Here is a 14,632-nt window from a genome sequence, read left to right as displayed (position 1 = left end):
CACCGAGGCCTTCGATCGGTCTCGGCAGTGGCACCGCCGCCCCCACGACGGCCCGGCGTTCACAGGAGGTCCGCAAGGTCGAACTCCACGAGGCCGAGCTCCTCGGGCACGAGGGACTGCTCGGCCCAGATGGTCTTGCCGTGTCGGCCGTGACGGCTCCCCCACCGGCTGGTGAGCTGGGCCACCAGGAACAGGCCGCGCCCGCCCTCGTCGCTCCAGCGGGCCCGGCGCAGGCGCGGCTGGGTGTTGCTGGGGTCGGTGACCTCGCAGACGAGCGAGGTCTCCCGGATGAGCCGCAGCCCGACGGGGCCGCCCGCGTACCGCACGGCGTTGGTGACGAGTTCGCTGACGATCAGTTCCGTGTTGAAGACCAGGTCCTCCAGCCCCCATGCCACCAGTTGTTCGGCGACGACCCGTCGGGCGGTGGACACGATGGTCGGGTCGGCCGGGAAGTCCCAGCTCGCCGTGTGGTCCTCGGGAACGGCACGGGCGCGGGCCAGGAGCAGGGCGACGTCGTCGCGTGGAGGCTCGTCGCCGAGGCCGCCGAGGACCGCGCGTCCGGTCTCCTCCAAGGGGCGGCCGGGGGCGTACGAGGACGACAGTCTCTCCTTCAGCCAGTGCGTCCCGCCGTCGGCGTCACCGGCCCGGTGCTCGACCAGGCCGTCGGTGTACAGGGCCAGGACGCTGCCCGGCTCCACGTCGACGACGACCGTCTCGAACGGCAGTCCGCCGACGCCGAGGGGCGGCCCGGGGCTGATGTCGACCGCCTCGGCGACGCCACCGGGAGTGATGAGGAAGGGCGGCGGATGGCCGGCACTGGCCAGGGCGCAGCGCCGGGCCACGGGGTTGTACACGGCGTACAGACAGGTGGCTACGAACGGGCCCACCGGGTCGGCACGGCTGCTGAACTGCTGGACCAGGTCGTCCAGGTGGGTGAGGAGTTCGGTCGGGTCGAGTTCCAGGTCGGCGAGCGTGCGGACGGCCGTGCGCAGCCGGCCCATGGTGGCGGTGGCGTACAGGCCGTGTCCGGCCACGTCACCGACGACGAGGGCGACCCGGAAGGAGGGCAGGGGGATGACGTCGTACCAGTCGGCGCCGATGCCGGCTCCGCTGCCGGTGGGCAGGTAAAGTCCCGCGGTCTCGGCGGCGGGCGCGTCGGTCGTGGGCTCCGGTAGCAGGCGCTGCTGGAGCGCGAGGACCGACCGGCGCTCCCTGGTGTAGCGGCGGGCGTTGTCCACGCCCAGGGCGGCCCGGGACACGATCTCGGTGAGCAGGTCCGCGTCCTCCTCGTCGTACGGTTCCCGCTGTTCCGTGCGCCAGACGGCCACGGTGCCGAGCACCAGCCCGCGGGCGAAGAGCGGCGCCCACATGGCCGTGTGCATGTGCTCGGGAAGGTGCTGTGACGGGTCCTCGAAGAGGGCCCTCACCTTCGCCGGGTCGAAGACGGCGGCCCGCCCGTGCTGCACGTCCCGCAGCTCGCCCGTGGAGACCATGGGAGGAATACGCTGGCCGGGCTGTACGAGATGGGTCGGCCAGGTGCCGGTGGCCGAGGCCACGGCCGTACGGCGCAGACGCAGGTCCCCTCCGCCGTGGGTCTCCGGCGGCTCGTCCCCGTCGAGCACGCCGTCGGCGAGTTCGACGCTCGCCAGGTCCCCCAGAGCGGGGACGAGGACGTCGGCCAGGTCCTGGGCGGTGCGCGCCGCGTCGAGGGAGCCGCCGATGCGCACGGCGGCCTCGTGCAGCAGATCCCGGTCCCGGTGGGCCCGGAGCCGGCGCTCCTCCTCCACGCGGTCCTCGTCGTCGGCGTGCGTGGGTACGAGGAGCAGGAGAACTTCGCCGGACGGTTCCAGCCGTAGCGCACGGAGGTTCACCTCGACCGGTGGCCCGGTGCGGTGCAGCAGTCTCTGCCGGCCCTCCGCGAGGAAGCCGGCGAAGCGCTCCCGGGCCCCGTCGTCGGCGAGGAGGGCGGCGAAGGAGCGGCCGCAGACCTCCTCGGCGGCCCGGTCCAGCAGATCGGCGGCGGCCTTGGACCAGCGCAGGACGATGCCGCGGTCGTCGAGGACAGCGGCCGCGAAGGGAGACGTCGCTGCCGCGTCGGCGGCGGTGCACCCGACCATTTCGCTCCTCAGGCTCGACGGCCCTGCCTGTCCTCACGGTACGTCCGCCGAGCCGGTCCGCGCGCTTTCGGGAGGTGCGCCCCGCGCGTCGCCGAACACTCGCCGAGCACAGCGAAAGCTCTTGTCATTTTTTATATGATGCATGATTATCGATCTCGGTGCAGATCACACCACCTCGTTGCGTTCTGAGCAGGAAGGCCCGAGCATGCCCGAGAAGACCCCGAAGGAGCTGGCCGAGAGCTGGCTCCGCGCCCTGTCCGACGTCGATCTCTTCTACGAGTTCTGTGCGCCCGACTGCAGGGTGTGGCACAGCTCCGACGACAAGTGGATGAGCCTGAAGGGAGCCATCGACGCGGTGCACAGCCGGGGCGGCCTCCCGCCGTTCCGGAACTCGCGGTACACGCTGACGGACAAGGGCTTCATCGTGCAGACGTCGACCACCCTCGACGGCACGAACGTGCACATCATCCAGGTGGCCACCGTGGAGGGCGGCCAGGTCGTTTCGGCCGAGGAGTACATCGGTCCCGAAATGAACATAGCCGTCTGACACCTCCCGCGACGCGCGGAAGTCCCGGACCGCCCGGCACGATGACCGGCGGTCCGGGACTTCCTTCCGTTCCGCGGCTCGCTCGTCGACGCGGACGACGGCGCGCCGTCACCGCATGCGCGTGTACCGGTTCACTCCCCCGACCGAGGACACCGCGACCCGGCCCCGGAGGGCCAGGACGTCCAGGTGGGCGACCGTCTCGTTCACCGCGAGCATCTGGTTGAGCGGGCTGAGCGCGCCGAACGCGAGTTCCCGGCGGGTCCACACGAGGCCGCGGGCCACCGAGAAGGCGTCACGCGTGTCGTCCCCGACGACGGCCAGCGTCCTGGCCAGCCGGTCGTCGTGGTGCGCGACCAGCTCGGCGACCCGGGTGTGCGTACTCTCGCCGACGGGCCCGTGCGCCGGCAGCAGCCGAGTGTCCGCGTAGTCGGTCATCAGCCGCAGGGACTCCAGGTACGAGGCCAGCGGTCTGCCCCCGGGATCGGAGGCCTCGAAGCCGATGGACGGCGTGATCCGCGGCAGCACGTGGTCGCCGGAGAACATCAGCCGGCGCCGCTCGTCCAGGAAGACGACGTGGCCCCGGGTGTGGCCGGGGGTCGGGATGACCCGGAGCGCGTGCGGGCCGAAGCGCAGCGTCTCCGCCCCCAGCCACCGGTCCGGTGCCTCCCAGTGGCCGGGCTCGTACAGGTCGGGGTAGGTGACTTGTACGAGTTCGGCCAGCTCCTCGGCCCCCGCCCGCCGCAGGGTCCTCAGGGCCGACCCGAGTCCGCCCCGCATCTCGTTGAGCAGCTCCAGGCCCCGACGTTCCCCCGCTCCGAGGCAGACGCGCGCGCCCAGCAGCCGGCGCAGTTCCACCGCCTGCGTGTAGTGGTCGCGGTGGACGTGGGTCACCAGGATGTGGCCGATGTCGAAGAGGTCCCGCCCGATGACGGCCAGGGCTTCTTCCAGCTTCTTGCGCGCCTCCGGGATGGCCCACCCGCCGTCGATCATGACGAGCCGACCGTCCTCGGCCAGCCCTTCGAGGAGGTAGACGTTCACGGCGTGCAGACCGTCGTTGGGCAGCGGCAGAGGCACTCGGTGCACTCCAGGCTGAACCGTCTGCACACCGGATTCCGCCCAGGCGCCCTGGTCGAACCGTGCTGTCATGTCTTTCCTTTGCTGGTGGTGCGTGTCGCCGGAGCCGGGTCGCTCAGCCGCGCGGACCGCCGGCGACGTACAGGACCTGTCCTGTCACGAAGCCCGCGCCCTCGCTCGCGAAGAAGGAGACGGCGTGGGCGATGTCGTCGGGCTCGCCGACACGCGGTACGGGGGTGACGGCGGCGCGCTGGGCCTTGAACTCCTCGAAGGGCACGCCGAGCCGCTCGGCGGTGGCCGCGGTCATCTCGGTGACGATGAAGCCCGGGGCGACGGCATTGGCGGTGATGCCGAACTTGCCCAGCTCGATGGCGAGGGTCTTGGTGAAGCCCTGCAGACCGGCCTTGGCGGCGGAGTAGTTCACCTGGCCGCGGTTGCCGAGCGCGGAGACGGACGACAGATTGACGACGCGCCCCCAGCCGGCCTTGGTCATGTGGGCCTGGGCGGCGCGGGTCATCAGGAACGCGCCGCGCAGGTGGACGCCGATGACGGCGTCCCATTCGGTCTCGTCCATCTTGAACAGAAGGTTGTCGCGGGTCACTCCGGCGTTGTTCACCAGGACGGCGGGCGGGCCCAGTTCGGCGGCCACGCGCGCCACCGCGGACTCGACGCGTGCGGCGTCGGCGACGTCCACGCCGACGGCCAGGGCGCGCCCTCCCTCCTTCTCCACGGCGGCGATGGTGTCGGCGCAGGCCGCCTCGTCGAGGTCGAGCACGGCGACGGCGAAGCCGTCGCGGGCCAGGCGCAGGGCGGTGGCGGCGCCGATGCCGCGGGCCGCGCCGGTGACGATGGCGACGCGCTGCTCAGTCTGGGGTGTTGCGGACACGGTCGTACTCCTTGGGCGGTGATGGCGGAAGAGGTGGAACGGTGGTGGCGGTCTCACCCGTAGAGGCGGGTGACCGTCTCAGCGACGCAGGCCGGCTTGTCGACACCGTCGATCTCGACGGTCACCCGCGAGACGACCTGACGGCCGGCGGGCACCTCCTCGACGGAGACGAGGTCCACCGAGGCCCGGACCTTGGAGCCGACCCGTACCGGGTGCATGAAACGGACCTTGTTGAGGCCGTAGTTGACGGCCATGCCGACCCCCTCGGTCCGGTAGACCTGCTTGACCAGGACGGGGAGGAGGGACAGCGTCAGGAAGCCGTGGGCGATCGTGGTGCCGAAGGGCCCGGTGGCGGCGCGCTCGGGGTCGACGTGGATCCACTGGTGATCGCCGGTGGCCTCGGCGAAGAGGTCGATCCGTTGCTGGTCGACGGTGGTCCAGTCGCCGGTGCCGATGTGCGTGCCGACGGCCTCGGCGAGCGCGTCGGGGGAAGGGAAGACCTTGGTCATCGGGTGTCCTGTCGGAACTCGGGTGTCGTGTCGATCGGGCCGGGCCGCGGTCACGCGGCGGAGAAGAGGGCCGCCATGCCCTGGCCGCCGCCGATGCACATGGTCTCCAGGGCGTAACGGCCGTCCCGGCGACGCAGTTCGTGGAGCATGGTGGTCATGATCCGCACGCCGGTCGCGCCGATGGGGTGGCCGAGGGAGATGCCCGAACCGTTGACGTTGAGGCGGTCGGTGTCGTGCCAGCCCCACTCGGCGAGGACCGCGAGGACCTGGACGGCGAACGCCTCGTTGATCTCGACGAGGTCGAGGTCGTCGAAGGTCTTGCCGGTACGAGCGAGGAGCTTGGCCACGGCCGGGACCGGACCGATGCCCATGACGGCCGGGTCACAGCCGGCCGCGGCCCAGCCCTCCAGGTAGCCGAGCGGCTCCAGGCCGAGCTCCTCCAGCTTGTCCTCGGCGACCACCAGGCACGCGGCGGCGGCGTCGTTCTGCTGGCTGGCGTTGCCCGCCGTGACGGTGCCGCCGGGCATCACGGTGCGCAGCTCGGCGAGGACCTCGACGGAGGAGTCGGGGCGGACGCCCTCGTCCCGGTCGACGATCAGGGCGTCCCCGCGCCGCTGCGGCACGCTCACCGGCACGACCTCGTCCTTGAAGAGGCCATTGTCCCAGGCCGCGGCGGCCCGACGGTGGCTGGCGACGGCGTATGCGTCGGCGGCCTCGCGGGTGATGCCGTACCGCTGCGCCAGGTTCTCGGCGGTCTCGACCATGCCGGAGATCTTCCCGAAGCGGTGCTCGGGCTGGGACCGCTCGCGGCCGCGGTCGAGCCGGTCGTACATCTCGACGTTGCCCGAGCGGCTCCCCCAGCGCATCGAGGTGGTGTAGTGCTCGATGTTCGACATGCTCTCGACGCCGCCGGCGAGGACGACGTCACAGGCTCCGGTCTGGACCATCATGGCGGCCGTGACCAGGGCCTGGAGGCCGCCGCCGCAGCGGCGGTCGGTCTGGAGACCGGGCACCGAGAGCGGCAGTCCGGCGTGCAGGGCGGCCCAGCGGCCGATGCAGGGCGTCTCGGAATTCGCGTAGGACTGAGCCATGGCGACGTCGTCGATCCGCTCGGGGTCGATCCCGGTTCGCTCGACGACCGCCTTGATGACGGTGGCGGCGAGGTCCTCGACCGCCACCGGCCTCAGGGCGCCTCCGAAGGATCCGACGGGTGTCCGCACCGGGCTGACAATGGCTGCGCGTCGCATGGCTGCGCCCTTCCGCTCGACAAATACTTAAAATAAAATATCTGATCTGCACTTCTCCGGACAAGGCCACCCCCTCGTACGGGAGGTGCGGGTGGGAAGGCGGTCAGTGGACGGCGGCGAACATCAGCGCTTCCTCGTCCGCCTCCGCCGGATCGAACTCGGCGGCGACGGCCCCCTGCTTCGCGACCAGGATGCGGTCCGACAGGGCTTGGATCTCCGGAAGGTACGAGGAGATGACCACGACCGCGACACCGTCGTCCGCGAGGGCCCGGATCATCGCGTGGATCTCCACGATCGTCCCGAGGTCCACACCCCGGGTGGGCTCGTCGATGATCGCCACCCGGGGTTTCCTGGTCAGCCCCTTGGCGAGGACGACCTTCTGCTGGTTGCCTCCGCTGAGTTCGACCAGCTTCGCGCGCTCGGGCCGCAGTGTCCGCACCTGGAACCGCTCGACGAAGCGCCGCGCCACCGAAGCCCGCTCCCCCGGCCTCAGGAGGAACGGCAGCCGCCGGGCCCCGCAGACGTGTCCGAGGTGGATGTTCTCGGCGATCGTGAAGTGACTGAAGAAGCCCGAGGCCTTGCGGTCCTCCGTGATGTGGACGATCCCGGCCCGGCGTGCGTGGCGCGGGGTGCGGAATCGCACCTCCCGGCCGTCGAGTCGGATCTTCCCTCCCCGCAGCCGGCGCCGCTTGGTGATCCCACTGATGATCATCGCGGTCTCGCTGCGGCCCGCGCCCACGAGCCCGTAGATGCCGACGATCTCTCCGGCACGGGCGGTGAACGACATGGACCGCACGGCGGGGAGCAGTGTCAGGTCCTCCACCTCCAGGACCGGAACGGGGTCGGCCGCGCGGCCCGGCGGTACGCGCCCGTACTCGACGTCACGTCCCACCATCATCCGTACGACCTCGTCGCGGTCGAACTGCGCCCTGGCGAGCGTGCCCCGGACCTCGCCGTCCCGGAGCACCGTGATGCGGTCCGCCTCCGCGAGGGCCTCGTCGAGCATGTGGGTGATGAAGACGACGCCGATGCCGTCGCGCTTGAGCTGCCGCATCGACAGGAACAGCTGAAGGCGCTCCTCGGGGGTGACGGAGGAGGTCGGCTCGTCGAGGATGACGAGCTTGGCCCTGCGGTGCACCGCGCGGGCGATCTCCACCATCTGCTTCTGCGCGATGCCGAGGGACCCCGCGGGGACCTCCGGGCGGATGTGGAAGTTGTGGGACTCGAGCAGTTCGCGGGCGGCGGTGTTGAGGTGCGAGAGGTTGTTGAAGGCCTTCTCCCGCCCCAGGAAGAGGTTCTGCGCGACGGTCATCGACTCGACGAGCGAACCCTCCTGGTACACCATCGCGATTCCGGCGGCCGTGGACTCCTTCGGTGCCGAGAACACCCGTTCCCGGCCGTCGACGACGAGCGTCCCGCTGTCGTGTTTGACGGCCCCCGCGACCACCTTGACGAGGGTGGACTTGCCGGCGCCATTCTCGCCGAGCAGGGCGTGGACCTCTCCGGGCCGGACGTCGAAGTCGATCGAGCGGAGCGCGTACGTGCCGCTGTAGCGCTTGCTGACGCCGCTCAGCCGGATCACCGGTTCGGGGACGGGGACGCCTTCCGGCGCCCCGGCGCCCTCCTCGTACACGGACGTCGTCACAGTGTCACCGTCCTTTCCTCTCCTACATGCTGCGGCTGAAGCAGGTTGCGGTACCCCCGGGCGGCGACGACCAGGCGGCCGCCGCGCGCGGCCACTCCCGTCACCCCGTGGCGTAGGCCGTCGGCGCGGGAGTGCGCGCTCTCCGCGACGCGTCCCGAGTCGTCCAGGCGGAAGACGAGGCCGTACGAGCGGGGCGGTGCCCAGGGTTTGATCACTCCGAGCACCCGCAACTGCCCCATCTGGAGGGTGTCGGTGTACGGGGTGGTACAGCGCAGACGCGGGACGAACCAGTCCTCCGGGGACAGACTCTCCATCATCTCCGCAGACAACTCCGGTTCGTCGAGGAGGAGTTCGGTGAAACGGTTGCGGGCGTACGGGGCGGCCACCCAGCATCCGTCGTCCGTGGCCGTCAGTCGCCCCGGGTACACGGGCAGATTGCGGATGACCGAAGCACCGGGGTCGTCGAGAGCGGCCGTCCGGCGGCGTTCGATCCGGTGGTCGAGGCTGAGGGAGACCAGGACCTCGGTGGTGGAGACGGCCTCGACGCCGGAGGGCCAGGGCAGACCCTCGGCCTCGACCCGGGCGGCACCGCCGTGGATCCGGACGATGCGACCGGATCTGTCGTCGCTCACCAGCGCGCGGGCCCAGCCGGCGACGGACTCGCGCAGGGACCCCACGGTCACGAGGAGCGAACCGTCGGGCAGGCTCGTCGCGTCGGTGACGCAGGAGGTGACGAGGGGGTCCGTGCAGTACGGCTCCGTGGCGCCGGTCACGTGGACGGTCACCAGGCCCACGCCCTCGACCGCCGCGACCACTCCTTCCTCTCCCCCGGCACCGCACGGCAGCAGCGTTCCGATCTCACCGTCGAGCACGGCCACGGGGCGGGCGGGCCCGTCGGCGCGCAACTCGAAGAGCGTGTCCCCGCTGGAGAAGAACAGGGCGCCCGACGCGGTCAGCACCACGTCGTCGGGTTCATGTCCCTCCTCCGGAAGAAGCTCACGGGCCTCGTCGAGCCTCCGGTTGGGACGGAGGCCCGCCTCCATGGGCGGGACGGTGCGGTGGCGCGCTCCGCCGGGGTTGATCCACTCGCCGATCACCGACAGGGCTCGTCTCATCGGTGCACCTCCGGGGCGACGGCGGCCTTCGTACCGGGTACGGCAGCGGGATCGATGGGGCCGATCTCCTCGGGACGGAGCGCGAGCCGGCCCACGCGGTTGTTGCTGACGCCGCAGAGGTAGAGGTGCCCGTCGTGTTCCTTCACCGCGGTCACCATGGGGTGGTTCGCGAGGGTGGAGTCCCACAGGACGTCGAGGATCTCGCCCTCGTCGCTGAACTTCATGACGCAGGAGACGTTGAGCTGGGGCACGACCCAGCTGTCCAGCGGTACTTCCCGGGTCATGCGGCGCCGGACGGCCGGATAGCGCGTGAGGAGGTCCGACATCGGCGTGCGCATGGAGACGAACGGCAGCCAGTAGTTCCCGTCGGAGGAGCGGTTGATGTTGTCGGGGTGTCCCGGAAGGTTCTCGAGGACCGGTTCCATCCGTCCCTGCTTGGGTCCTGAGGTCCAGAGCCGGTCGACCCGGCAGAGACCGGTGCTGGCGACGAGGATCGACATGCCGTCGTGGGAGGTGCAGACGCCGTTGGGGAAGACGTGGTTCGAGATCACGACCTCGGTGCTGCCGTCCGGGTCGATGCGGACGACCCGGCCGTTGGCCCGGGACTCGACGAGTTCCACCATGTACTCGGCGGCGTTGGTGCGGGTCGAGAAGTCCGAGACGTAGACGGCGCCGTCCGCGGTGACGTCGAGGTCGTCGACGGCGCGGAGGCCGGAGTCGTCGAGCAGGGAGAACGGGCTGCGCCGCACCTTGTTGGCGAGGAGCTCGGTGTCGCCGTCGGCGTGGACGCGGTAGACGCCCATGCCGCCGACGGCGACGAGCAGTCGGCCCTCGCGGTCCCATGCGTGGCCGAGCGGCATGCCGCCGGTCCTGCTGAAGACCTCCCCCTCGGTGTCCTCCGAGCCGGAGAATCGCCAGATCCAGCCTCGCCGGTCACCGCAGTACATCCGCCCCTCACGGTCCACCGCACAGTCTTCCGCCCCTTCGATCCTGCCGAGGCCGATGGGGGTCGCGCCGGTCGTCCGGTCGTTGACCGTCCACACCGTGCCGGGTTCCGTCACGTCGGCGAGCGGGCCGAGCGTGACGCGGCCGGGGTCGATCCTGAGTTTCTCGGCGGTGGTCCGCCGGTACTTGCCCCACTTCAGGTCGAGGACGGCGAAGAGCAGCAGGGCGGCCGCGAGGATCACCGTGTACGCGGAGCCCTCGGCACCCGCGGCGATGGTGCCCTGCTGGATCACCTGGACGACGACGATGCCGACGGTCGCCCGCAGCACCGAGCCGCGGCCGCCCTTGAGGCTGACGCCGCCGAGGACCACGGCGGTGAGCGCCATCAGTTCCCAGCCCTGGCCGACGTCCGGATCGGTGCGGCCGAGACGGGCCGCGGTGAGGAGCCCGGCCCCGCCGGCGAGGGCTCCGGAGAGGACGTACGTGGCGAAGACGACGTGCGTGACCGGGATGCCGTTGCGGCGGGCCGAGCGCCGGTCGGATCCGACGGCCGCGATCCACCAGCCCCAGCGGGTGCGGGTGAGCCCGACGTGGACGACGACGAGGGCGACGGCGAAGACGAACCAGCCGGTGGGGATGCCGGCCACCGCGCCCGCGCCGAGGAAGTCCCAGACGATGTCCTCCCGGGGCAGGCCCAAGGGGAGGCTGTAGGCGCTCTGGAGTGCGGCGGCGGCCCCGCCGAAGGCGACGAGGGTGACCAGGGTGGTGATGAAGGGGCGCATGTTGACCCGGGCGATCAGGAACCCGTTGACGGCGCCGAGAGCCGCGCCGACGAGCACCGCTGCCGGGATCACGAGGGCCATGGGCCAGTTCCAGGCCCGCGAGGCGACCATGGCGCCCAGCGAGACCAGTCCCACGACGGAGCCGACGGACAGGTCGATGCCACCGCCCACGAGGACGAGGGTCAGACCTACGACGACGAGGCCCTTCTCGGCCACCTCGTCGAGCACGAGGGGGGCGTCCCCCGCGCCGACGGGGGTGACGATCGTGACGAGGACGCTGAGCAGGACGGCCAGGGCGAGCGGGACCGCGCCCTCCGTCCACCGCTGCCCGAACAACTCGGAGAGGGTACGGGAAGGAGCGAGACGGTCGCGCCGCCGGCCGCCGGTGAGGGGGAAGGCGTCGATCCCCCGGGAACGTGCCGCGAAGAGGAACACGTCGTCACCGGCCCCGGTAGCAGGCGATGGTCGTGGTGTCGGCGTTCGTCCGGTCCACGACGGTGTGCGAGACGTACGCCACGGTGTGGTTGCTGCCGGCCGGGGCGCCGCTCTGGACCAGCTGCTGCGCCGTCACGACCGCCGCCGCCCCTACGCCCTGGACGTCGTACGCGGCCGAGGCTGTGACCTTGCCGGCCCTCAGCGCGTCGCACCACTGGGCGTCGGCGGCCATCGTGTAGACGCCGATGGCCCCGGGGCGGACGACACCCCGTTCGACGGCGTCCGCGACGGCGTCCCCGACGGCGATGGCGTTGAGGTCGTAGGCCACCAGGAAGCCGCAGATGCCGTCCTTCCGCTGCTGGACGATCGAGGACGCGGCCTGCTGGGCGAGGGAGTTCTGCCACTGGGTGTGGGCAGTGGTGACGACCTCGTACCCGGCCGGGTCGAGGACGTTGTGGACGCCCCTGGACCACTGGAGCGACGCGCCGTCGTTGCCGGGGCCGTCGATGACCGCCATGCGCTTGGGGCCGCCGCGCCCCGCGCAGTCCTGGACGGCGCGGCGGGTGATGTCCTCGGCGGCGTGGACCGAGTCGACCCCGATGAAGGCGTCGCCGAGCCGGCTGGAGACCATGTTGACGACGATCGTGTGGATCCCGGCCTTCTCCGCGGCTTCGATCTGCTTGGTGAGGACGCCGACGTCGGGATTGTGGAGGATGAGGACGTCGACGGCACGTCGGGAGACGAGATCGTTGATGATCTTGACCATCTTGTCGGTGTCGAAGTTGGCGTCGTACACCCGGAAGTCCGCCCCCAGGTTGCCGAAGGCCCGCTCCATGGTGCTGCCCCAGTTGAGGGTGAGGTTGTAGCCCTTGTAGAGGATGGGGACGAACGCGATGCGCTTGCCCTTCATGGCGTCGTGGGTCTTCTGGTGGGCGTCGAAGAGCTGGACGGTCCGGCCGAAGGTCTGCTTGCCGTCGCCGGCGCCTCCCCGGGCTCCGGAGGACGTGCCGCCGCCGTTCACCGTGCATCCGGCGGCGGCCATGAAGGTGGCCGCCACCGTGAGCAGGGCCGTGGTTCTTCTGTTCATTTCCGGGGCTCCTTGTGCCGAGCGAGGGGGTGGAGGGACGTGCGAGGGGAAGGTTCGCGACGGGGACGGGCACGGGTGCGGGAGGAGCTCACAGCTCGTCCGTCTTGGCCGTCTCCTCGTCCCGTGGGTGGAGCCAGGCGTCGAGCGCGATCGCCGCGATGAGGACGCCGCCCCGCACCAGGTCCTGGAGGGACGAGCTCAGCCCGCGCAGGATCAGAAGGTTGTTCAGGACTCCCACGAAGAGCGTTCCGGCGAGGACGCCGAGGACCGTGCCGCGACCGCCGGCGAGCGAGACGCCGCCGATGACGGTGACGGTCAGCGCCGTGAACAGCAGAGGGTCGAAGGAGGTCGCCGTCGTCTGGACGCTGCCCTGGACGGAGACCGTCATGTAGCCGGCCAGCACGGCGAAGAGCGCGGACACGACGTATCCGAGCACTTGGAGCGGACGGACCGGTGCTCCGGAGGAGCGGGCCGTCTCGAAGTTGTCGCCCATGGCGCGGGTGAGCCGGCCGTACGACGTGCCGGAGACGAGGAACCAGGCGAGGAGGAAGACGGCTCCCGCGACGAAGATCGCCCGGGGGACACCGAGGACCGAACCGCTGCTCAGCGCGGAGAGGACGGAGCCTTCCGGCAGGGCGTAGAAGTTCCGGTCCAGGAGGAGGATGTCCACGCCGCCGATGGTGAGCAGCCCCGTGGCCAGCGTCGCGAAGAGCGCCGGTACCTCCAGATAGGCCACGAGGACACCGTTGACGACTCCGACGAGCAGGGCGAGGCCGACGAGCAGGGCGACGGCCCGTCCTTCCGTCATGCCGTTCGCCATGAAGGCCAGCGTGGCCTGGGCGCAGCCGAGGCCCACGCCGGCGACGGAGAGGTCGATGCCCTTGCCGAGGACGACGAAGGCTTCGCCGACGGCGAGGATGCCGAAGGCCGCCGAGAGCCTCAGCAGGGTCTCGACGTTGCCTCCGTCGAGGAATCCCTCGGTCGTCGCGGCGCCGGCCAGGCAGAGCACGGCGGTGATGCCGAGGACGAAGAATCCTTGTTCGACGCGGGCGAGACGATCGCGTGGAGAGAGGCGGGGCCTCGTTTCCACAGCAGCCACTCCCATGAGTGATACCGCCAATCCGAGGGGTCGAATGTGCTGGAAGGTGCGGAGGGACGGGGTCAGAACTCGAAGACGGCTTTGCCGCCGGTCTGCCGGTCGAACTCGCGATACGCCTCGGCGGCGTCGTCGAGGGTCCAGCGGTGGGTGAACAACCGGTCGACGTCGACGCCGTGGCGGGCGACGAAGCGCGCGCATTCCGCCTGACGCGTGAGGGAGAAGGTGTACGAGCCGATGACGGTCAGCTGCTTGCGGATGATCTCGGGGCTGACGTTCAGGGTGACGTCGCCGCCCTCCCCCACGAACGCGACCCGGCCCCAGACGGCTGCGGAGCGGACCGCCGCCGACCGGGCGGCGGAGGCGCCGGAGCAGTCGACGGCCCGGCTGACGCCCCGGCCGCCGGTGAGTTCGCGGATGGCCTCGACCGGGTCGGTGGTGTGCGAATCGACGGCGTGTGCGGCGCCCAACTCCTCTGCCAGCGCGACGCGTTCGCTCGCGACGTCGACGGCGATCACCTCGGCGCCCATCGCCGAGGCGAACTGGACGGCCGACTGGCCGACCGGGCCGAGGCCGAAGACCGCCAGGGTGTCCCGGGCGGTCAGGTCGAGCCGTACGAGGGCGCCGTAGGCGGTTCCGGTGCCGCAGGAGATGGCCGCTCCGGCGGCGAACCCCACCTCGTCCGGCAGGGGGACGACGTTCCTCGCGGGCACCTTGAGGTAGTCGACGTGGCCACCGTGTGCGGACGCGCCGAAGATGGTCACGCCGCGTTCGCACAGCTGCTCCCAGCCGGTGAGGCACTGGGCGCAGAAGCCGCAGCCCTGGTAGTGGCCGACCATGACGCGGTCGCCGACGCGTACGGCGCGGGCGTCGACGTTCGCACCGACGGCGGCGACGACGCCGCAGGGTTCGTGTCCGGCGATGAAGCCGCCGTCGTCGCCCTCGATGCCGAAGGAGGCCAGGGCCTGGCCGCCGGTGGAACGGTAGAAGTGCAGGTCGCTGCCGCACAGGCCCGACGCCTTGATCTCGACGACGACGTCGTCGGGTCCGGGGGCCGGGTCGTCGAAGGTGGTGATCTGCAGGGTGCGCTCGCCCTGGAAGACGACTCCGCGCATGGTTCACTCCTCTATGGGGAAGGGGGCGTGCT

Annotated in this window: 12 protein-coding genes; 1 reads left to right on the top strand and 11 read right to left on the bottom strand. The window is 71.1% G+C overall.

The features are described from left to right. Window positions 1-59 precede the first annotated feature (59 nt). Window positions 60-2,117 carry an ATP-binding SpoIIE family protein phosphatase gene (locus tag CP977_RS31115; RefSeq protein ID WP_152371255.1) on the bottom strand — a complete coding sequence of 686 codons (2,058 nt, stop codon included), beginning with the start codon at window positions 2,115-2,117 and terminating at the stop codon, window positions 60-62. Between the two features lie 205 nt (window positions 2,118-2,322). Here CP977_RS31115 and CP977_RS31110 point away from each other — a divergent pair, with 205 nt between their 5' ends. Then, on the top strand, window positions 2,323-2,664 hold the full coding sequence (locus tag CP977_RS31110) for a nuclear transport factor 2-like protein (protein ID WP_062759867.1): 342 nt from the start codon (window positions 2,323-2,325) through the stop codon (window positions 2,662-2,664). Between the two features lie 108 nt (window positions 2,665-2,772). Here CP977_RS31110 and CP977_RS31105 read toward each other — a convergent pair whose 3' ends face one another. From CP977_RS31105 to CP977_RS31065, 10 genes are all read right to left on the bottom strand, one after another. Continuing rightward, on the bottom strand, window positions 2,773-3,738 hold the full coding sequence (locus CP977_RS31105; protein WP_244412636.1) for an MBL fold metallo-hydrolase: 966 nt from the start codon (window positions 3,736-3,738) through the stop codon (window positions 2,773-2,775). A 115-nt stretch (window positions 3,739-3,853) separates the two neighbouring features. Next, window positions 3,854-4,624, bottom strand: a complete 771-nt coding sequence (gene fabG, locus CP977_RS31100; RefSeq protein ID WP_152371253.1) for a 3-oxoacyl-ACP reductase FabG — start codon at window positions 4,622-4,624, stop codon at window positions 3,854-3,856. Between the two features lie 53 nt (window positions 4,625-4,677). After that, on the bottom strand, window positions 4,678-5,133 hold the full coding sequence (locus CP977_RS31095) for a MaoC family dehydratase (protein ID WP_062759864.1): 456 nt from the start codon (window positions 5,131-5,133) through the stop codon (window positions 4,678-4,680). Window positions 5,134-5,183: 50 nt separating this feature from the next. Next, on the bottom strand, window positions 5,184-6,380 hold the full coding sequence (locus CP977_RS31090; RefSeq protein WP_062759863.1) for an acetyl-CoA C-acetyltransferase: 1,197 nt from the start codon (window positions 6,378-6,380) through the stop codon (window positions 5,184-5,186). Between the two features lie 103 nt (window positions 6,381-6,483). Further along, window positions 6,484-8,025, bottom strand: coding sequence for a sugar ABC transporter ATP-binding protein (locus CP977_RS31085; protein ID WP_199834662.1), 1,542 nt, complete (start codon window positions 8,023-8,025; stop codon window positions 6,484-6,486). Further along, on the bottom strand, window positions 8,022-9,140 hold the full coding sequence (locus tag CP977_RS34515; RefSeq protein ID WP_199834661.1) for a hypothetical protein: 1,119 nt from the start codon (window positions 9,138-9,140) through the stop codon (window positions 8,022-8,024). Before CP977_RS34515 ends, CP977_RS31085 begins: the two co-directional genes overlap by 4 nt. Then, the gene (locus tag CP977_RS31080) at window positions 9,137-11,203 is read right to left on the bottom strand and encodes an ABC transporter permease (protein WP_167309009.1); all 2,067 of its coding nucleotides are present in this window, start codon (window positions 11,201-11,203) and stop codon (window positions 9,137-9,139) included. Before CP977_RS31080 ends, CP977_RS34515 begins: the two co-directional genes overlap by 4 nt. 103 nt (window positions 11,204-11,306) lie before the next feature. Next, window positions 11,307-12,389 (bottom strand): sugar ABC transporter substrate-binding protein, encoded by a 1,083-nt coding sequence (locus tag CP977_RS31075; RefSeq protein WP_062759860.1) that lies wholly within the window; start codon window positions 12,387-12,389, stop codon window positions 11,307-11,309. Between the two features lie 88 nt (window positions 12,390-12,477). After that, window positions 12,478-13,479: an ABC transporter permease gene (locus tag CP977_RS31070; RefSeq protein ID WP_159057825.1), complete on the bottom strand. Its 1,002-nt coding sequence runs from the start codon at window positions 13,477-13,479 to the stop codon at window positions 12,478-12,480. Window positions 13,480-13,550: 71 nt separating this feature from the next. Then, window positions 13,551-14,600, bottom strand: coding sequence for a zinc-dependent alcohol dehydrogenase family protein (locus CP977_RS31065; RefSeq protein ID WP_152371251.1), 1,050 nt, complete (start codon window positions 14,598-14,600; stop codon window positions 13,551-13,553). Window positions 14,601-14,632 lie beyond the last annotated feature (32 nt).

Source organism: Streptomyces cinereoruber (genome assembly GCF_009299385.1).
In the GTDB taxonomy this organism is placed as follows: Bacteria; Actinomycetota; Actinomycetes; order Streptomycetales; family Streptomycetaceae; genus Streptomyces; species Streptomyces bikiniensis.
The sequence above is the reverse complement of the archived record's forward strand: the minus strand, read 5'-3'. Positions and strand labels throughout refer to the sequence as shown.

Excerpts from the sequence above, each read along its gene's own strand:
- CP977_RS31110 (WP_062759867.1), top strand. The coding sequence starts at position 2,323 with ATGCCCGAGAAGACCCCGAAGGAGCTGGCCGAGAGCTGGCTCCGCGCC.
- CP977_RS34515 (WP_199834661.1), bottom strand. The coding sequence starts at position 9,140 with ATGAGACGAGCCCTGTCGGTGATCGGCGAGTGGATCAACCCCGGCGGA.
- CP977_RS31095 (WP_062759864.1), bottom strand. The coding sequence starts at position 5,133 with ATGACCAAGGTCTTCCCTTCCCCCGACGCGCTCGCCGAGGCCGTCGGC.
- CP977_RS31090 (WP_062759863.1), bottom strand. The coding sequence starts at position 6,380 with ATGCGACGCGCAGCCATTGTCAGCCCGGTGCGGACACCCGTCGGATCC.
- CP977_RS31075 (WP_062759860.1), bottom strand. The coding sequence starts at position 12,389 with ATGAACAGAAGAACCACGGCCCTGCTCACGGTGGCGGCCACCTTCATG.
- CP977_RS31065 (WP_152371251.1), bottom strand. The coding sequence starts at position 14,600 with ATGCGCGGAGTCGTCTTCCAGGGCGAGCGCACCCTGCAGATCACCACC.
- CP977_RS31115 (WP_152371255.1), bottom strand. The coding sequence starts at position 2,117 with ATGGTCGGGTGCACCGCCGCCGACGCGGCAGCGACGTCTCCCTTCGCG.